Annotated in this window: 20 protein-coding genes; 10 read left to right on the forward strand and 10 right to left on the reverse strand. The window is 36.1% G+C overall.

The window, feature by feature from the left end; translation table 11 throughout:
* Nucleotides 1-58 precede the first annotated feature (58 nt).
* Nucleotides 59-529: a DUF6231 family protein gene (locus AC5YC8_RS08245; RefSeq protein ID WP_496164182.1), complete on the reverse strand. Its 471-nt coding sequence runs from the start codon at nucleotides 527-529 to the stop codon at nucleotides 59-61.
* Between the two features lie 32 nt (nucleotides 530-561).
* Between AC5YC8_RS08245 and AC5YC8_RS08250 the strand changes: the two genes are divergently transcribed.
* Together AC5YC8_RS08250 and AC5YC8_RS08255 are read left to right on the forward strand one after the other, a co-directional pair.
* Complete coding sequence (locus AC5YC8_RS08250; protein WP_496164183.1) at nucleotides 562-1434, forward strand: DUF2797 domain-containing protein; 873 nt, start codon at nucleotides 562-564, stop codon at nucleotides 1432-1434.
* Nucleotides 1435-1930: 496 nt separating this feature from the next.
* On the forward strand, nucleotides 1931-3244 hold the full coding sequence (locus tag AC5YC8_RS08255; RefSeq protein WP_496164184.1) for an OprD family outer membrane porin: 1314 nt from the start codon (nucleotides 1931-1933) through the stop codon (nucleotides 3242-3244).
* Between the two features lie 62 nt (nucleotides 3245-3306).
* On the opposite strand, the gene AC5YC8_RS08260 is transcribed toward AC5YC8_RS08255, so the two are convergent.
* The 3 genes from AC5YC8_RS08260 to AC5YC8_RS08270 form a co-directional block, all read right to left on the reverse strand.
* Nucleotides 3307-5181, reverse strand: coding sequence for a SurA N-terminal domain-containing protein (locus AC5YC8_RS08260; protein WP_496164185.1), 1875 nt, complete (start codon nucleotides 5179-5181; stop codon nucleotides 3307-3309).
* Nucleotides 5182-5310: 129 nt separating this feature from the next.
* Nucleotides 5311-5583: an HU family DNA-binding protein gene (locus AC5YC8_RS08265; RefSeq protein ID WP_152873538.1), complete on the reverse strand. Its 273-nt coding sequence runs from the start codon at nucleotides 5581-5583 to the stop codon at nucleotides 5311-5313.
* 169 nt (nucleotides 5584-5752) lie between these two features.
* Nucleotides 5753-6220, reverse strand: coding sequence for a phasin family protein (locus tag AC5YC8_RS08270; RefSeq protein WP_496164186.1), 468 nt, complete (start codon nucleotides 6218-6220; stop codon nucleotides 5753-5755).
* 176 nt (nucleotides 6221-6396) lie between these two features.
* On the opposite strand from AC5YC8_RS08270, the gene AC5YC8_RS08275 reads away from it, so the two are divergent.
* From AC5YC8_RS08275 to fdx, 8 genes are all read left to right on the forward strand, one after another.
* Complete coding sequence (locus AC5YC8_RS08275; protein ID WP_496164187.1) at nucleotides 6397-7041, forward strand: hypothetical protein; 645 nt, start codon at nucleotides 6397-6399, stop codon at nucleotides 7039-7041.
* Nucleotides 7042-7155: 114 nt separating this feature from the next.
* Nucleotides 7156-7629, forward strand: coding sequence for an Rrf2 family transcriptional regulator (locus AC5YC8_RS08280; RefSeq protein WP_496118470.1), 474 nt, complete (start codon nucleotides 7156-7158; stop codon nucleotides 7627-7629).
* Nucleotide 7630: 1 nt separating this feature from the next.
* Complete coding sequence (locus AC5YC8_RS08285) at nucleotides 7631-8848, forward strand: IscS subfamily cysteine desulfurase (protein WP_496118469.1); 1218 nt, start codon at nucleotides 7631-7633, stop codon at nucleotides 8846-8848.
* Between the two features lie 102 nt (nucleotides 8849-8950).
* Nucleotides 8951-9337 (forward strand): Fe-S cluster assembly scaffold IscU, encoded by a 387-nt coding sequence (gene iscU, locus AC5YC8_RS08290; RefSeq protein ID WP_154772905.1) that lies wholly within the window; start codon nucleotides 8951-8953, stop codon nucleotides 9335-9337.
* A 37-nt stretch (nucleotides 9338-9374) separates the two neighbouring features.
* Nucleotides 9375-9695, forward strand: a complete 321-nt coding sequence (iscA, locus tag AC5YC8_RS08295) for an iron-sulfur cluster assembly protein IscA (RefSeq protein ID WP_154772906.1) — start codon at nucleotides 9375-9377, stop codon at nucleotides 9693-9695.
* 98 nt (nucleotides 9696-9793) lie between these two features.
* Nucleotides 9794-10309 (forward strand): Fe-S protein assembly co-chaperone HscB, encoded by a 516-nt coding sequence (hscB, locus tag AC5YC8_RS08300; RefSeq protein ID WP_496118467.1) that lies wholly within the window; start codon nucleotides 9794-9796, stop codon nucleotides 10307-10309.
* 77 nt (nucleotides 10310-10386) lie between these two features.
* Nucleotides 10387-12246 carry a Fe-S protein assembly chaperone HscA gene (hscA, locus tag AC5YC8_RS08305; protein WP_496164188.1) on the forward strand — a complete coding sequence of 620 codons (1860 nt, stop codon included), beginning with the start codon at nucleotides 10387-10389 and terminating at the stop codon, nucleotides 12244-12246.
* A gap of 15 nt (nucleotides 12247-12261) precedes the next feature.
* The gene (gene fdx, locus AC5YC8_RS08310) at nucleotides 12262-12600 is read left to right on the forward strand and encodes an ISC system 2Fe-2S type ferredoxin (protein WP_496118464.1); all 339 of its coding nucleotides are present in this window, start codon (nucleotides 12262-12264) and stop codon (nucleotides 12598-12600) included.
* A 60-nt stretch (nucleotides 12601-12660) separates the two neighbouring features.
* On the opposite strand, the gene AC5YC8_RS08315 is transcribed toward fdx, so the two are convergent.
* The 6 genes from AC5YC8_RS08315 to AC5YC8_RS08340 form a co-directional block, all read right to left on the reverse strand.
* Nucleotides 12661-14109 (reverse strand): adenylate/guanylate cyclase domain-containing protein, encoded by a 1449-nt coding sequence (locus AC5YC8_RS08315; RefSeq protein WP_496118462.1) that lies wholly within the window; start codon nucleotides 14107-14109, stop codon nucleotides 12661-12663.
* Nucleotides 14110-14166: 57 nt separating this feature from the next.
* Entirely contained in the window at nucleotides 14167-14601 is a 435-nt protein-coding gene (locus AC5YC8_RS08320; RefSeq protein ID WP_496118460.1) for an HIT domain-containing protein, read from the reverse strand.
* A gap of 213 nt (nucleotides 14602-14814) precedes the next feature.
* Nucleotides 14815-18279 (reverse strand): transcription-repair coupling factor, encoded by a 3465-nt coding sequence (mfd, locus tag AC5YC8_RS08325; protein ID WP_496164189.1) that lies wholly within the window; start codon nucleotides 18277-18279, stop codon nucleotides 14815-14817.
* A 130-nt stretch (nucleotides 18280-18409) separates the two neighbouring features.
* Complete coding sequence (locus tag AC5YC8_RS08330; RefSeq protein ID WP_496164190.1) at nucleotides 18410-18766, reverse strand: hypothetical protein; 357 nt, start codon at nucleotides 18764-18766, stop codon at nucleotides 18410-18412.
* Nucleotides 18767-18922: 156 nt separating this feature from the next.
* Entirely contained in the window at nucleotides 18923-19435 is a 513-nt protein-coding gene (gene rraA / locus AC5YC8_RS08335; protein WP_496164191.1) for a ribonuclease E activity regulator RraA, read from the reverse strand.
* Between the two features lie 12 nt (nucleotides 19436-19447).
* On the reverse strand, nucleotides 19448-20113 hold the full coding sequence (locus AC5YC8_RS08340) for an NAD(P)H-binding protein (RefSeq protein ID WP_496164192.1): 666 nt from the start codon (nucleotides 20111-20113) through the stop codon (nucleotides 19448-19450).
* Between the last annotated feature and the right edge of the window lie 94 nt (nucleotides 20114-20207).

Raw genomic sequence — 20207 nt, forward strand, 5'->3', positions numbered from 1 at the left:
AAAATAAAAAAACATCTACCTTCATCGCTAAATTTACACACTTTTTAATATCGCTAACTCACCAACGAAATTTATCCCAATTTTCAGGATTTGCCCAAAATTTAGAGTTAAACCAATCAGGTACATGCTTATAAGTTAAAATATTAAATTGCCATAATGCAAAATCACGATCATGTATATTTTGATCAATCAGCTGAGTTAAGCCTAAAGCTCTTAGAAGTGATTCGTCTTGTCGTTTACTCACTACAACCAATCTCTTTGCCATCAAATCTCTTAATTTCACAAGCAGTTGAGATTTTTGTTGTACATCTAAATGCAAAGTTTCATCTGTATCAAATAATACAAATGCAAGATCATAACGTTGTGTAAATGGCAGATTTAAAAAATCAGATACGTTAAAATACGACCATTGAATTGATTGATGAAAACTGTATTGCTCTAGATTTTGACCAATACAAATTGCAGTGTGAATTGGCTGTTCTTTAGATAAATCGTCTAGCATTGAAGTGATGACGTTAAGTTCAGCCATAGCTGCTTCCTGTTATTAAAGTGAGTATCTTCATGGAATTACAAGGCATTTGCCACAAAATGCACGCTGGCCTCAAGGATGTTAGTTTAACTGATCATCAGACTCACAAAGCAAATGTTGAATATAAATTTATTTTAGATCGAACAGAATTTGACCTTCCATTTAGTTTAGGTCAAGAACTTGAAATTGAAACAACGGGAAACATCTACTGTATTTCTTGTGGTAGCAAAACATCGAAGTCTTTTTCACAAGGTCACTGTTTTAAATGTTTTAAAACTAAAGCATCTTGTGATATGTGTATTATGAAGCCTGAAACTTGCCACTACCACTTAGGTACATGTCGTGAAGAAAGCTTTGCCCAAGAGGTCTGCTTTCAACCACATATCGTATATTTAGCCAACTCAAGCGCCTTAAAAATTGGTATCACGCGCTTAGGGCAAATGCCTACCCGTTGGTTAGATCAAGGTGCAACCCAAGCCCTTCCTATTATGAAAGTAGGCTCACGTCGCCTTTCAGGCCAACTAGAAATTATGTTTGGTACTCAAGTTGCAGATAAAACAGATTGGCGTAAGCTTCTTAAAGGTGAAGCAGAACCACTAGATCTCATTCAGCTCAGAGATGAGCTTTTAATTGAGTTTGAACCACAAATTGAAATGATTCGTGATGAGTTTAGTATGAGTTTAGATTTCAATGAAAATGTTGAGATTCTAGAAGATGAGCTACCTCGAGAATTTGTTTACCCTATAGATTATTATCCTGAAAAAATTAAATCGCATAATTTAGATAAAACTCCAATTATTCGAGGAAAACTTCAGGGTATTAAGGGGCAATATCTAATTTTAGATACAGGTGTTATTAACATTCGAAAATATACAGGCTATGAATTAAAAGTTAGATCTGAATAAAATATTTTTATATTTAAGCGGATGTAGCCCTTTAGCTACATCCGCTTAAATTTTTTAAATCAGAAGTTTCCGAATATCCCTATAACCCGACTCTATTTTAATAAAATTTGCTTACACAAACACTACACTCAATAATGTAGATTTTCATGCTATTCACTACAGAAAACAACATCTTATATTTTTACAAAATGAAAAAATAATTCATTAGAGTAAGTAATTTATATCATAATAAATATTTATATATTTAAAACTTTGCTTACAATCTGCTAGCTTCATAGGCTAATAGTCCCTAAACCCTCGCTACAATTACATTATAAAAATCAAAAAAATGATACGAAACACCCATCAAAGCTACATATCTTAAGAAAATCGAAACGGGTATTAAATATTCTATCTACTTTCATAGTCGATAAATTAAATACTAACTATTCCAAAGCAACAGGATGTTGCTTTGAAGACATTTAAACGTGTCTTCGCTTTATAAAAGGTTCTTTAAATGCAAAAGTCAACAAAAATTCTTTTTGCAACCATTATTCCTACCCTACTTATCTCAAATACCTATGCAAGCGAACAAAGTGAAACAAAAGGCTTTTTAGAAGATACAAAGGGTTCCGTACTTTTTCGAACTAGGTTAAATACCCGTGATAAAAAAAATGGAAAAATGGATCAAAACTCGGCAGGACAAGGTGCCATTTTTAACTTAGATTCAGGCTTTACCCAAGGAACGGTTGGTTTTGGTCTGGGGGTCTTAACTGATGCTGGTTTTAAAATTGGTGATAATAGCCATGCTGGAACAGATATGATTCCCGCTGAGAATAATGGTGCAACAAATCAATTTGGACATGTAACACCAAAAGACCATTGGCTTCGAGGTGGTGGATATGTCAAAGCACGCATGTCAAACACTACGCTTGTCTATGGCACACAAATTGTTAATTCACCTGTTTTTGCAAGTAATATGGGACGTATTGCACCGGAATATTATGAAGGTGTTTCTATTACAAGTCATGAAATAGAAAACTTAGAATTAACCGCAGGGAAATACACTAAAAACGTACGTTCAGGTCAAACGAGCTCAGATGCAAATAATCTTGGCAAAGCTGTCACTTGGGGGGCTAAATACAAATTTAATGATCAACTAAGCACATCTTATTATGGCTTAGATATTAAAGACCGTCTGAAACGACACTATGTAAATACCAACTTTAAACAGCTACTAACCCAAGACAGCGCTTTAACTTACGATTTTAATGCTTATCACACCAAATGGGATGCTGAGGGAAATACATATTCTGAAACCACCAGTGATAAAAACAATCGTTTTAACTCGATTTGGGCACTATCTACAACCTATACCAAAGGTCCTCATGCCCTTATGCTCGCATATCAGCAAAATACGGGCAACACAGGTTATGACTACAATAACAATGCTGATGGTGGTGCAAGTATTGCATTACCAAACTCATATTTATCGGACTTTGCAGGTGCTGGTGAAAAATCTGTAAATATTCAATACAGCTTCGACTTTGCTGCGTTAAACATTCCAGGTTTATCATGGACAACCGCTTATGTTTATGGCTGGGACATCAATGTAGCAAATGCAGATCGAAGCCAATTAATTACAGACAATGCCAAAGAAACAGAGTTTTTTAATCAAATCAAATATACTGTTCAATCTGGTTTTGCAAAAGACGTAAGCTTACGTGCTCGTAATTATATTTATCGAGCAGATGAGGCTTACCGTAATAGCTATATGCCAAATACCAATGAATGGCGAATTTTTTTAGATATCCCAATTCAATTATTCTAATTTTTTCATAAAAAAACTCGGATCTAAATCCGAGTTTTTTTTATTGCTTTACACTATATCAATTACTTGATTTTAGCTTGAGACTTTAAATAAGCAGTATAAGCATCTAGCTCTTGTTGAGCACGAAGCTGTTGATACAGCTTAGACACTTCTTGAACTTGTTCTGCTGGTAATAAATCTGCCGCTGGATCTACAACATTAGACACAGCAACCACCACCATTTCATCAGGTAATTCTGCCGTAGTTACAGACCACATACCTTCTTTCGGTGGCATTACACTAAAAGCAGCACGCTCAATTGGACGCTTCAACAAACCATCAGCACGTGTAAATGTACCCGCATTTTCAAACTTAAGTCCACTTTCAGCAACAGCTGTTGCTGCAGGTTTAGTTTTAAAATCATTTAATGCTTTTTGAATTTTAACTTTTGCAGCAGCATACGCTTTTTGCTCAATTAATTTCGCTTTCACACGAGGTGTCGCATCTTTTAAGCTTTGTACGCCTGCATCCTGATAGTGACGAACTTTCACCCAAGCAACATCACCATTGGCAAGTTGAATGCTACTCGTAGCATTACGATCGCCATTTTTCACGTCATCATTAAATAATTTAGACTTAACACTGTGGTCACTTAATACAGCATGTTGTGAACCTAAAGTGAAATTGTTAACAGACTCTGTTTTTGCAGCTTTAACTTCTTGTGCCACAACATCCAAAGAGTCACTACCTACCACCATTTCATTTAAACTATTCACTGCATCAGCAAATGCATTTTCAGTTTTTGCTTTTTTAGCTTCAGCCGTTAAACGCTCTTTTTGACTTTCAAAGCTAGGAACCGTCACACTTGGTGATAAAGTTTGAATAATTTCATAACCAAACTGTGTTTTTACTGGCTTAGAAATTTCACCTACTTTTAATGATGCAACAGCTTTATCAAACTCATCACCAAATAAGCCTTTATCATAAGCAGCCAATTGACCACCGCTGTTTTTCGAAGTTGTATCATCAGAATACTTCTGAGCCACAGCCGCAAAAGTCGTACCACTGTTTAATTCTGCATAAGCAGCATCAATCAATTTTTTCGCTTCGGCATCTGTTTTACCATCTGTAGCAACTAAAACATGTTTAACTACAGGTTCAACTTTCGCTTTTTCAGCTTCAGCAAATTTTTCATACGCTTGCTGTAAGTCAGCATCGGTAATGACTACATCGTTAGCATCAAACATTGCAGGTGTAACAAGAATGTAATCTGCATCTACACTCGCAACTTGTTTAAATTGTTGAGTATGTTTGTTGTAATAATCTTGAATTTCTTGAGGTGTTACAGTGATATTTTTCTTGTAATCATCCAGTTTAATACTTGCTAAATGCAAAGTACGCTTTTCAGTTTGTAAATCTACAATTTGCTTCAGATCCACTTTACTCACTAAAGCATAATCAGAGATTGCAGCTGTCAAGTTTTTCAAAGCATGATCTTGTCTAATATTCATAATAAAAGACTGGGTATTTGGAAAACCTTGCGAACTTAAATAATTTGCAAATAACTCTTCTGAAAACTTACCATCTTTTTGAAAACTTGGCTGTTGTGCAATCATTTGCTCAATTTGAGCATCACTCAATGAAATACCCAATTTTTCAGCTTGTTGTAACAATAACGTGCGTGCAACAAGCATATCTAACGCTTTATTTTTAATAAAAGGTTGGTTCAGAAGTGTTTCATCTCCATTCGTATATTGAAGATACTGCTGCTGAAACGATTTCGTCAGTGCGTCTAATTCTTTTTGTGAAATATCTTGACCATTTATCGATTGAACAGAGTCTTTAGAATTACCGCCACTAAAATACCCTTCAATACCCACAAGCGCTAAAGGCGTCAAGAACAAAACGAGCAATACTTTGCCCAACCATCCTTTAATGACTTTACGAAACGATTCCATAAGTATTCCAAATTTTATTTATGCGCGATTTTAACCGAAAAACGATCTCGAATGAATCTGTACATCTAGTAATTGATCGTGAATTATAAAAAAACGCGCCGTAGCGCGCTTTTTTTGATTTAAAAAAGATTATGCAACAGAATCTTTTAAACCTTTACCAGCTTTAAAGCTTGGAACTTTACTTGCTTTAATTTGCAAAGTAGCACCAGTTTGTGGGTTACGGCCTGTGCGTGCAGCACGTTCTTTCACAGCGAAAGTACCAAAACCAACTAGAGTAACAGTGTCACCCTTTTTTAGAGCTTCTGAAATTGAAGCAATTGTCGCGTCTAAGGCTTTACCTGCATCAGTCTTAGACAATCCCCCTTTTTCTGCAATCGCATCAATTAATTCTGATTTATTCATGAAGATTAAGTCCTCTTAATTCGTTTATTTAAGGTACAAAAGTTTAATTTGAATTACCGTAATGCCTTTATAGCAATGGTTTAAGTGTAAAAGCAATACTTCATATACCGTTTTATGCAAAATAAGTTGTAAAAAAACGCCTAAAAAGCGTGAAACAGTTATTTCTATTTCATTTTTCCGTGATGAGTCTTTTTATTTCCTTATTTTCTTCTAACAAAGAATCCACTTTGTTGCTCAATTCTAATACGATTTTCTCTAAATGGTGAAGATCTTTTATCGAAACTAGACCAATTTTATTTAAAGAATGATGAATACTCTGATCTAGCAATCTTTCAAACTTATCCTTCGTTTCAAAAACAGACTCTTTCGCCTTCAAAGAAGTATCTTCAGCTGTATTTCCAGCACTTTCAGATGTTTTTAACTCCAGTTCTTCCCCAAACTGCACTAATGAGTCAAATAACTTATTTCCTTCTTCTTCGGCACGAGAGAATGCACCTAATCCAGCTAACCATATTTGCTTCGTATATTTTCTAAAGTCCAACTTCAATTTCTTTGAAGCCCTTTTGTTTATGGTCTTTTCATTTTCAATTTGAGTATTTTGAGAAATATCCTCTGAATCATTTTTTATTGATTTCATTCGAAAACTCACTGAATTATTTTATACCCTGTAAATGTATAAGATTTAATATTTATCCCATAATAACAAAATTAGTACTTGATCCTTTATCAAAACTGTTCTACAAAGCAACATTCTACATATTTAATGTTCTTACTATTTAAAAGGACATACTTGTTTTAGAGGGAATAATTTTCATGAACGAATCGCAACAAAGACAAAATGAAACACATTTGTTGCTGAATACAGTTCTCATTATTTTGGAAACTATATTTACACTAGTCCTCAAACATGATCGTGTTATTGCATTACAAGCAAAAAAATTTGTAGAAAATCAAATTTCTATTAAAGTTAACAGCTACATTCCTTTTTTTGATATTTACGTTCAATTTAATGAACACGGTATTCTTTTAGATCTAAAAGCACCTGCACAAGCAGTGGACTTAGATGTCCGTACATCTTTAATAGACTTAATTAAAATCTTTTTATTAGGCAATAAGCGTAGCATTAAGGCTATGCGTATAGATGGTGACATCACACTTAAAGATGAATTTAAGGATTTATTACTACTATTTAATGTACCCAAAATTTTATCTGATTGGAAACAATGGCTCAAAGAGCCTGTTGATGAACAAAATATTGAGACATCTAAAAAGAGAATTGCACCACTTTTAGAAAAAATTGAACATCAACGCACCAAAATTAATGAGCAACATGTCAAAATAAAGCAGTATAAAAATCGAATTCATCGCATACAGCGAAATCAAAAGCGATTAAACATACTATTTATTACAATTATTGCGCTTTTATTAACTTTATTAGTATATAATATGTTCGCATAAAAATTAGTAAAATAGCATGCTCTCTCGTAACACTTTCTCACCTTAAAAATACTTGACTATTTTAGTCAGGATTCATAGAATTGAACCATCTAGTCTAACCATGTGTATCGAATCATGCGCTTAACCACTCGCGGTCGCTACGCAGTGACTGCTCTTCTTGATTTAGCTTTGCAGCCAACTGAACAAACGATCACTCTTGCTGAAATTGCATCTCGACAATCTATTTCTGTGGCTTACCTTGAACAACTGTTCGCTAAATTAAAACGTCACGGCTTAGTTTCAAGTATTCGCGGTGCAAATGGTGGTTATCACCTTGCGCGTAGTGCTGAAGATATTACTGTGTTAGCCATTATTGAAGCTGTAAATGAAGCTGTTGATGCAACTCGTTGCGACCATAAAGGTAACTGCCAAAATGGCGCAATGTGCTTAACACATGATTTATGGCAAGAGCTCTCCCATCACATTGCCGATTATCTAGAAAAAATCACACTTGCTGATCTTGTAGCTAGAGACAACGTTCAAACCGTTGCAATTCGCCAAAATTCAGCTTCTTTTGATTCAGACTTATTATCGGTTACAGGTATTTGACATGAAACGTCCAATTTATCTAGATTACGCAGCAACAACTCCTGTTGACCCTCAAGTTGCGGAACGCATGGTTGAGTGTTTAACTTTTGATGGTACTTTTGGTAACGCAGCTTCTCGTTCACATGCTTATGGCTGGCAGGCAGAAGAAAAAGTTGAATATGCACGCGAACAAGTTGCTAACTTAATTAAAGCAGATCCTCGCGAAATCGTATGGACTTCTGGTGCTACAGAATCTGATAACCTTGCTCTTAAAGGTGTTGCTCAATTCTATGCATCTAAAGGCAAACATATCATTACAAGCAAAATTGAACATAAAGCAATTTTAGATACTTGTCGTGAATTAGAAGCAGAAGGCTTCGAAATCACTTATATCGAACCACAGCCTAAAACAGGTTTAATCACACCTGAAATGGTTGAAGCTGCAATTCGTCCAGATACAATTCTTGTTTCTCTTATGATGGTAAACAACGAAATTGGTACGGTAACTGACGTTGCTGCAATTGGTGAAATCACTCGTGCTAAGAAAATCTTCTTCCACGTAGATGCTGCTCAAGCTGCTGGTAAAATCGAAATCGATCTTTCTACAATGAAAGTAGATTTAATGAGCTTCTCTGCTCACAAAATTTATGGCCCTAAAGGCATTGGTGCTCTTTATGTACGTCGTCAACCGCGTGTACGTCTAAAAGCTCAAATGCATGGCGGTGGTCATGAACGTGGTATGCGTTCAGGTACTTTAGCGACTCACCAAATTGTTGGTATGGGTGAAGCTTTTGAATTAGCTGGTAAAAATCTAGCATCTGAACAAGCACGTATTCGTATTCTGCGTGACAAACTTTGGAATGGTTTACAAGGTTTAGAACAAGTCTTCTTAAATGGTCACCCGACTCAAAGCGTTGCGAACTACTTAAATGTAAGCTTCAACTTTGTTGAAGGTGAGTCTTTAATGATGGCACTAAAAGATGCTGCAGTATCTTCAGGTTCTGCATGTACATCTGCAACATTAGAACCATCTTATGTCCTTCGTGCACTAGGTCTTTCAGACGAACTAGCTCATAGCTCAATTCGTTTCAGCTTTGGTAAATACACAACTGAAGCAGATATTGACCATGTTCTTGAAGTGACTAAAACTGCTGTTCAAAAATTACGTGATCTTTCACCTCTTTGGGATATGTACAAAGACGGTATCGATCTTTCAACTGTTGAATGGGCTGAACATTAATTCATCCCCAAACAAGATAGTTTGAAATCAAACTATCTTGTTGATTAACTTAAATTCATCCCCATTAAATATTTGGCTGACCCCGAGTTTTGGAGACGCGTCATGGCTTATAGCGAAAAAGTAATTGATCATTACGAAAACCCTCGTAATGTTGGTGTTTTAGACAAAAACGCTGAAAATGTTGGTACTGGTATGGTTGGTGCACCAGCTTGTGGTGACGTAATGCGCTTACAAATCCAAGTTGATGACAACGGTGTAATTGAAGAAGCACGCTTCAAAACTTATGGTTGTGGTTCTGCTATTGCTTCTAGCTCACTTGTAACAGAGTGGCTAAAAGGCAAAACACTAGATCAAGCTCAAGAAATTAAGAATATTGATATCGCAACTGAACTTGCTTTACCACCAGTGAAAGTACACTGCTCTGTTTTAGCTGAAGATGCAATTAAAGCTGCTGTAGAAGACTACCGTAGCAAAAAAGCAAAAGCTTAATCGTTTTGCGTATTGAACAAAGTATCACGGAGTTTTCATGATCAATTTAACTGAAAATGCGGCTGCTCACATCAGCAATTACCTGAAAAATCGTGGTAAAGGTGAAGGCATTCGTGTTGGTGTGAAAACTTCTGGCTGTTCAGGTTTGGCTTATGTACTCGAATTTGTTGATGAAGTCGATACTCATGACCAAATGTTTGTTCAGCATGGTGTAAATGTTTTCGTTGACCCGAAAAGCTTGGTTTATCTTGATGGTATGGAGATGGACTATGTTAAAAATGGCTTAAATGAAGGTTTCGAATTCAATAACCCAAATAAAAAAGGCGAATGTGGCTGTGGCGAATCGTTCACAGTTTAATTTTCATTAGCCTTTTCACGTATTAAAACAGTGTCCAACACTGTTTTAATCGTATTTAATCTATATGATTTGCAAATTTATCGTGGACACAATTTCCCATGAATCATTTTGAGTTGTTCAATCTTCCCGTTGTTCTTGATATTAATTTAGCGACGTTAAAAGCTGAATTTTTAAAGCTTCAGCAGCAATATCATCCAGACAAAGCCGAAGATAAAGACCAAGCACTGATTAAATCGAGTGAAATCAACCAAGCTTATAAAGCATTATCAAATGTAGATAGCCGCGCGGCATATTTGTTAAGCTTAAAAAAGCAAGATTACCATTTAGATCAATCTATTGGTGATTTCGAATTTCTTCAATCTGCTTTAGAAATCCGTGAACAACTTGATGAAGCCCACTCTGCCGATGATCTGCAATCTCTTAAAAAAGAAGTTCAGCAGTGGATAGATGGCTTGGTTCGTGAGTTTAAAATTGATTACGATGATGAAGATTGGGCTGAAGCACGCGATACTGTTCGTAAACTACGCTTTTTCCAAAAAGTTTTGGCAGATATTAACAAAGCTGAAGATCGTTTCTTAGATGATGACAACTTCGACTTAGATGATGAATTTTAAGTTTTAAAGCTATTTAGCTTAAACAATTCAAGCATTATTTATTTTTTTACTTTTTAACGTGCAAAGGATGTAACACAATGGCTCTCTTGCAAATTGCAGAACCAGGTCAATCAAGTGCACCGCATGAACACAAAATTGCAATTGGTATCGATTTAGGTACAACACACTCATTGGTCGCAACAGTTCTTTCAGGTAAAGCCAAAGTGCTCAATGATGAACAAGGTCGCGTGTTACTTCCCTCTGTCGTACATTATGCTGATCAAACAACGCAATTTGGCGATGATGCAAAACCATTCTTAACAACAGATCCTAAAAATACAATTACATCTGTAAAGCGTTTTATGGGTCGATCAAAAGCCGACATTAAATTTCAACACCCATACACTCTTTTGGGTGAAGACAATCAAATGCCAGCATTTGAAACAGCACAAGGCCATAAAACACCTGTAGAAATTTCTGCTGAAATTTTAAAACAGTTGAAAGACCGTGCTGAATCTAGCTTAAAAAACCCGATTAATGGCGCTGTTATTACAGTTCCTGCTTACTTTGATGAAGCTCAACGTCAAGCAACTCGCGATGCTGCACAGCTTGCAGGTTTAAATGTTTTACGCTTATTAAATGAGCCTACTGCCGCTGCGGTAGCTTATGGCTTAGACCAAGAAGCAAATCTAGAGCATGATCAAAACTATGTGATTTATGATTTAGGAGGCGGTACATTTGACGTTTCAATTCTACGCTTCTCGCAAGGCGTCTTTGAAGTGTTAGCAACAGGTGGGCATACAGCACTAGGCGGTGATGACTTAGATCGTCTTATTGTCAAATGGGCAAAAAAACAGCTTAGTATCGATACCTTAGATGACACTGAATATGCACATGCAATAGTTGCTGCACGCCAAGCAAAAGAAGCATTAACTCATCAAGAAATTGTAAAACTAGAACTTGTTAATCAAGCTTTAACTCTTGATCGCCCAACATTTGAAGAAATTATCAAAATTGCGTTAGATAAAACTATCAGTGTTTGTAAACGTGTAATGCGCGATGCAAAACTTGATTTAGAAGATATTCAACGTGTGGTGTTGGTGGGTGGCTCTACTCGCTCTTATGCTGTTCAAAAAGCAGTACGCGAAGTTTTCAATCAAGAACCTCTTTGCACAATCAACCCCGATGAAGTTGTTGCAATTGGAGCATCTATCACCGCAAACCAACTTATTGGTAACTCTACAGATGGTTCGCTACTTTTAGATGTAACCCCACTGTCACTTGGTTTAGAAACCATGGGTGGGCTAGTTGAGCGCTTAATTTCACGCAACACCGCCATTCCCGTTGCACGTCGTCAAGAATTTACAACATATCAAGATGGTCAAACAGCCATGTTGATTCATGTTGTTCAAGGTGAACGTGATTTAGTTGAACACTGCCGTAGCTTAGGTCGTTTCGTACTTCGTGGTATTCCTCCAATGACTGCTGGTCAAGCACGAATTGAAGTAACATTCCAAGTAGATGCTGATGGCTTGTTAAGCGTTTCTGCCAAAGAAACAACCTCAGGTGTTCAAGCTCAAATTGATATCAAGCCATCTTATGGTTTATCTGATACAGATATGGAGCGTTTGCTAGTAGACGGTTTCAAATATGCAGAAGAAGATAAAAATCTTCGTCACTTACAAGAAACTAAAGTTGAAGCTAAACGCGAACTTGAAGCATTAGAACAAGCTTTAAAAGTTGATGCTCACCTTTTAGGTCAAGATCAACTTAACCAATTAACTCGTGCAAAAACACATTTAGAAACTCAAATTGAAACATCAGATATCAAAGCTATTGAAGATTCGGTTGAGCAGCTTAAAATACACAGTGATGCATTTGCTGCTGCTCGCATGAATCAACATATTGATGCCGCTTTAAAAGGCACCAAGCTTGATGACTGGTCAAACTCAAACTAATTTAAGGTAAAGAATATGCCACGTATTAAAGTTCTTCCACATGCGGTAATTTGCCCCGAAGGTGCTGAGTTTGAAGTTGAAGAAAACGCTAACCTTTGCGAAAGCTTACTCAAAAATGGTATCAAAATTGAACATGCTTGCGATATGTCAGCTGCATGTACAACTTGCCACGTTGTTGTACGTAAAGGCTTCGATGGCTTAGAAGAAATGAATGATGTTGAAGCAGACTTACTTGATCGTGCTTGGGGGTTAGAACCAGATTCTCGCCTCTCTTGCCAAGTTAAAGTTGTTGATGAAGACTTAGAAGTTGAAATTCCGAAGTACACGATTAACCATGCTTCTGAAAATCACTAATTCATATTTCAAAAAAAACCATGCAAAAGCATGGTTTTTTTAATCTAATAAAAATAAATATTAGTCTTCAACTATAACTTCATCAGATAAACGAAGTTTAACAATACCTTGCGAGTTCGTTAAAGCTTGTTGAGTTTGAATACGCTTAATCATTTTCTCTAATACATCAATGAGTTTTGAATATTCAAAGTTTTGCACTTCATCAAAGTTTAGCAACAAATGAAAACCTTTATATTCATAATCAAACCACTGCTGATATTCGGTTACATCTGACTTATACTTTTCCATTACCTGCCATGTTGGAACAGGCTCTTGTATCCCTTTTAATGAAATCGGCGCTCTTGGTGCACATAAATAGCTACTTTTCACTAAATTATATGTACTTTCTGATACCAAAATTTCATCAACTTCGGCTGCACTTTGCAAACGAGCCGCCAAGTTTGCATCACGCCCAACAATGGTATACGCCATACGGTATGCAGCACCATAATTACCAACGTGACAATAACCCGTACTAATTCCCATGCGAATATGTAACGCAGGATAACCCATTTTAATCCAACGTTCGCGTAACAGCTTCATTTGCTGACGCATCGCAATTGCCATTTCTACACATATCTTGGCATCTTGCTCTGGGCCTTGAGAATTTGGGTCGCCAAAGAAAATAAGAATGGCATCACCCATAAACTTATCTACTGTTGCTTCATAATGCTTAGCAATTTCGGTCATATGACTCAAATAATCATTTAAAACAAATGCCAAATCATCAGGAATAAGTGTCTCTGATAGCTCGGTAAATCCTTGAATATCAGAAAAGAAAATTGTCATTTTCTTACGCTTATATTCAATTTTTGCCTCAGACTCACCTTTCATAATAGATTGCCACAACTGTAAAGGCGCATAACGACTTAACTGATTAGCAAATTCCATATAACGGTGCATTTGAGAGTAATAATATTCTTGTTTTGCTGTTGCCATTTTTACACGGCGAATTTGATAAATTGAACCCATACCAAAAAAACCAATCACGCATAAAAATGCAAGAACAGTTAGCTCAACACTAGTTTGTTGAAAATATGGACCAAAACCAAATAAAAATATATTCGAAAAATAAAATATAACTATGCCAAAAAGCCCAGACACAGCAATAATAATGAATGGAACTTTAACATTAATTACCGTATACAGCAGCGAGACCAATGTTAAAAAAGTCAAAACAATATTGAGTTGAATCGCTGAAAGCGTAACGGCAACAATTGCAATATCAATAAGAAAAAAGATGTTTCTTCTTGCACGCACACCATTATATTTATATTCAAGCCACTGGCTTAACTTAGGCGTAAAAATAAGGAAAATGATAAGAAATAATGGAATATAGAGTTGATAGGTCGTATCGGGATAAGTGAAATAATAAACAATAAGAATTAATGCAAGACTACTATACCCTACAACTCTATGTAGGTATTCAAATTGCTTTGGATCTCTATCCATCAAAGTGTCTAATGACAAATCCTTTCTCCCCAAGGATTAAAGCCACGAAACCCCCTCGTGGCTTAACTAAGTCAATCAGTCCATTCTCCAGTCAAATGGCATTTCACCTTGACCACGTAGAGCAAGCATTAAAGTTTGACGCATATGCGCAAGTACTTCATTGCTATATGGAACTGCTTGAGAACCCCAAACAGGTTTAGGCCAAGCCACATCGTTTTGGTAACGAACAACATGATGAAAATGCAACTGAGGAACCATATTCCCAAGTGCAGCAACATTCATTTTATCCGCACGAAATACGCGTGATAATTGACTTGATAACCAGCTAGATTCACGTAAAAATTGTTCTTGATCTGCCTGACTAAGTTCATACAACTCTGTTATTCCTGGCACACGTGGAATCAAAATAAGCCAAGGAAATTGCATATCATTCATTAAACGACATGTTGATAACGGAAAGTCGCCGACAAAAAAAGTGTCTTGAGCAAGTTGTGGATGCAAACTAAACATATCTTTATTAATGATGCAAATTAGAATGATGGCTAATACTATCACATCCCAAAGGGTGTGAATATTCTATATAACGTGTTTCACTACAAATAACTGCTCATTTGTTTTGAACTCGGTCATACATTCATTTTTAATATTTTATTCCTAGGAATACAAGTACCTATTAAAAAATAATATAAATTTATGACCGATGGCAGCTTTCATTTCCTCGCTTTACGATGCTTTTAATTCATTGATCAAATGATTCAACACATCGTTTATAAACTGTAAACGCTTTGTGTGATCTTGAAGCATTACCGTAATTTTCAATCTCTGACCACCATCCATACGATAATAAGTCGGCTGCTTCTGCATCATTTGAATAATACTCATGGCTTGTACTGGCGTATCTGGAGAGAATTCAATATGTCCTCCATTCTCACCAATATCAACTTTGGTAATTCCCAAAGTTTCTGCTTTTAAACGTATTTGATGAACAGCAAATAATTGCTTAACCGATTGCGGCGGAATACCAAATCGGTCTATCAACTCCATTCGAATATTATCAAGTTTTTCTTGTGTATCCGTATTGCTAATGCGTTTGTAAAATAATAAACGCTGATGTACATCTCCTAGATAATCATCAGGAATTAATGCAGGCATATGTAAATTAATTTCAGCAGTTAATGATAATGGTGCATCAAAATTTGGCGTTTTACCTTTTTGAATGGCTTTAGTCGCCTTTTCAAGCATTTCCATATACAAACTATAACCAATGGCTTGCATCGAACCACTTTGCTGTTCACCAAGTAACTCACCTGCTCCGCGAATTTCCAAGTCTTCTGTTGCAAGCATGAAACCTGCACCCAAAGTAGACGCACGCTGAATAGCATCCAAACGCTTCTCTGCATCGCCTTTCAAGCCTTTAATAGATGGAACTAGCAAATAGGCATAAGCTTGATGATGCGAACGCCCTACACGTCCACGCAATTGGTGTAACTGAGCCAAACCAAGTTTATCTGCACGTTCAATTAAAATAGTATTCGCACTTGGAACATCAATACCTGTTTCAATAATTGTTGAACAAATCAATACATTATATTCTTTGTGATAGAACTGCTGCATAACCTGTTCAAGCTCACGTTCTCGCATTTGGCCATGTGCAACCGCAACACGTGCCTCAGGAACTAAATTACGAATGTTTTCTGCTGTTCGTTCAATCGTATCTACTTCATTATGTAAGAAATACACCTGACCACCACGTAATAATTCACGCAATATTGCCTCTTTAACTGCGTCATCTGTATGTTCTTGTACAAAAGTTTTTACAGCCAATCGACGTGCAGGTGGCGTTGCAATAATAGATAAATCACGCATACCACTAAATGCCATATTCAGCGTACGTGGAATAGGTGTTGCCGTTAATGTCAGCATATCGACATCAGCACGCATGGCTTTAATACGTTCTTTATCACGCACACCAAAGCGATGTTCTTCATCAACAATCATTAAACCTAAGTTTTTAAACTGAATGTTTTCTTGAAGAATTTTGTGCGTTCCAATCACAATATCCACTTTACCATCGGCTAAATCTTCAATGGTTTTGTTATGTGTTTTTGTAGAACCAAAACGAGAAAGCACTTCTATACGTACAGGCCAATCTGCAAAACGATCTTTAAACGATTCATAGTGTTGCTGTGCAAGTAAAGTTGTCGGAACAAGTACTGCAACTTGCTTATTATTTTGTACAGCCATAAAAGCAGCACGCATTGCCACTTCCGTTTTACCAAAGCCAACATCACCACAAACCAGCCGATCCATAGGTTTTGCAAGCTGCATATCATAAAGTGTCGCTTCAATTGCATTCGCTTGATCTAAAGTTTCTTCATAAGCAAAGCCTGAAGCAAATTGCATATACAATTTCTCATCACGCTCAAAACCAAAACCTGGCTTAGCCTGACGACGTGCCTGAATATGCAAAAGTTCTGCAGCAACATCATGTATTTGCTCTAAAGCTTTTCGTTTAGCCTTAGACCATGCATCTGTACCTAGCTTATGCAAAGGTGCAAGATCTGGATCACCACCGCTATAACGACTAATTAAATGCAAATTGGTCACAGGCACATAAACTTTTGCAGCATCGGCATAATCGAGCTGTAAAAACTCATGATCTTGATCATCAATACTTAAAGTAATTAAACCTGCATAACGCCCTACGCCATAATCAATATGAACCACAGGTGCGCCAATACTCAGCTCAGTTAAACTTCTAACCAAAAACTCTTCGGAAACTTCTTGCTGACGTTTACGACGACGCTGAACAACTCGATGCTCATATAATTGATTTTCAGAAATAACACTAAGTTTTCCTGAAAGTACCAAACCTCGGTCTAAAGGTGCACTTGTAATTGCAATAGACTGTGCCGATATCTGAAATTGCTCAAAAGTATCGACATTTGGAATATCACCTAAAGATGTGCGTAATGCATCTTTTAACGTTTCTCGTCGACCTGCACTTTCAGCGACAATTAAAACAGGATAAGTCGAGTCATCTACATATTTTTTTACAGCAGCAAATGGTTGTTCTTGCTTCGGATCTACAGGTAAACGAGGTGGAATTTCCGTATTTAAATTGGTAACACCTGCTTTTTCATCAAACACTTCTGCCGATACAACAATACGACCAAAACTATTTATTTGCTCTAGCACCTGATTTGGCTGTAAAAATAAATATTCGGGAGGCAAAATGGGTTGATCAACATTGTGACGACGATCTTCATAACGACGAACAATATCTTTCCAATAGTTAGTTAACTCATCATCTAAATGTGAATCTGTAATGACAATGCCATTCTTTGGTAAGTAAGATAGCAAGGTACTTTGGCTTTCCATGTCCTTTTGTTCAAAAAACAATGGGAAATAATATTCCAAGCCTGGGGATGCAATGCCCTCTAATGCATCTTGATAAATCGGATTCCGCTTAGGATTTGCCGATGGAAAAACCTCGGCATAACGATCTCTAAAGATAGATCGTCCCTCTTTAAGTGGAAACTCTTTTGCAGGCAAAACCACAAATTCTTTTAATGCTTCTGTTGTACGCTGTGTTTCTGGATCGAAAAATTTTAAGCTTTCAATTTCATCGTCAAATAAATCTATACGAATAGGTGCATTTTGCCCCGAAGCATAAATATCCATAATACTGCCACGTACAGCAAACTCACCATGATCATATACGGTATCTACAAGATGATAGCCAGCCTGAATCAATCTTATTTTTTGTTTTTCTAAATCAAATTTTTGCCCAATCTTAATATCAAAATGCTCACCTAAAACCCATGTGGTTGGTGCAACACGTTGCGCTAAAGTTGTAGCTGAAATAAGTAAAATACCTTGCGTTGGCATATTCGATAAAATAGATAAACGCTCAGACACAATATCTTGATGTGGAGATAATCGGTCATAAGGCAAAATTTCCCAATCAGGGAAAATAGTCGGCTTTATGCCATAGAATTCAAGCTCACTTTCAAGTTGCCCCAAATGCTGATTATTACGTGCCACAAGAATAAATAGTTGCTTATTTTGCTTGCTGATTTCTTTAAAAAGTAGTGCAGCTGCAGAACCTTGTAAATTACCTATCCAGCGTTTTTCACCTGTTTTAAGGCGTGGCAAATTGAGTTGAGCTATTTCTTGTTGGAACATTTATCTGACTTTTAAAGTTAAACAACGTGGTCGTATCTTAACACGATGCTTTTTTAGTTTAGATGAATTTTTATATTCAAGACTCAATAAAAAAGGCTTATATTTCTACAAGCCCATTTTCTTATATATTTTATTTTTTATCTCTTAAAAAATTTCGATAATATTCATTAAGTAGCTTTACCACCTGTTTAAGTTCAAGCAAGTTTTCTTTTGTATTTCCTAAACGAGCAACAAATCTTTGCGATGTAATTTCTAAATCAATTTTTTCATTAATAATCATACCCGCATCATAAAGGGCTTTTAAATCATCAAATTTTTTTACTCTACGATTCGATAAATACTCTAAACGTTCCGACCACTCATTAACAACAATGCTATCAATAATAAAACCCTGCTCTACATTATATTCAATATGATTTTCTTTTAAAAAAATCTGTTCGGGTGTTTCTTTATCACTTTTAAAAAAATCTACAATTTTATTTAGCATTTCAAATCAAATTTCATACAACTCTTAGCACTATATCTTAGTACTGCTCATGTATTTTCGCTATTTCTAATTACATGTAAAAATGGCGAACACTTATAGTTCGCCATTTTCACGCTTTATTTTATTTTTAAGTGTAGATTTCACCCAACTTATTTATTAAAGGTCAACTAGTTTAGTTTTAGAGACAATAACTCCATTATTGTCTGCATAAACATAATCACCTGAATTAAAGCGCACGTTACCAAGTGAAATTTCAATATCTACTTCACCCACGCCTTTGCGCGTACTTTTTTGTGGAATAGCAGCCAAAGCATGCACACCTAAATCAAGTTGAGCAATCGCATCTACATCTCGCACACAACCGTAAATAATCACGCCATTCCAATGATTTTGAACAGCAGACTCTGCAATCATATCTCCCATTAAAGCACAGCGCATAGATGCTCCACCATCTACAACCAAAACCTTTCCTGTACCGTCTGTTGCGAGTAACTCTTTTACACGAGAATTATCACCAAAACATTTGACAGTAACCACCTCACCACCAAATGTTTTACGTGCACCATAACTATTAAGAAACTTACCATCTAATGATGGAATCAAAACTTGAATATCTAAATCTGGATGATCATCCAATAAATCACAAGTTACAAATGGCACATTCGACACAGCGTAATCCCTCTATTTAGTTTTATGTATTGTTAAATTATCATAAATTTTAAATTGTTCAGTTTGATAAAGTGCAGCCTCGACCATAGTATAAGCCACCTGATCAGATGTCACTGGCTTATATTTAAAAGTCGATGGCACCAAATGCGAGAACTTTAAATATAATTTTTGAGTCAAATCTTCCAAAGTTCGCTGTTCATCTCTATGACCCAACAATAATGAAGGCTGAATAATAGAAACCTTTGAAAGTTGTAGACCCTGAATATATTGTTCTAGCTGACCTTTAACTTGATTATAAAAAAATTTAGATTGGGCATTTGCACCCAACGCACTCACCAACACATAGTGTGTTTTCGTATTTTGAAATAGATGTGCAAAATGTACATTCAGCTCATAATCAATATGAAAGAAATTTTCTTTAGAACCTGCTTTTTTTATCGTTGTCCCTAAACAACTAAATGCATGCGTATATTCTTGAACATCCGATGAATTGAGCAAAAAGAAATCATTCATTACAATTTGATGCACTTTTTTTAATTTTTTTAGCTCTTCATTTTCATTTCGAACAATTGCTGTAATTTTGTCACAATGTTGCGATTCATTTAGCAAATTGAGCAACCGCTTTCCCACCAAACCTGTTGCACCTATGACGATGGCACTTTTTATTGAGTTGATCATTTTAAAAGCAAACTCCTTTAATATTCCATAATATAACGCTTTATTCGTCTTTTTTATGCATCTAAAATGTAGTCAAACCAAGTCAAGACTTGAC

This window comes from Acinetobacter sp. FY731, assembly GCF_059515905.1.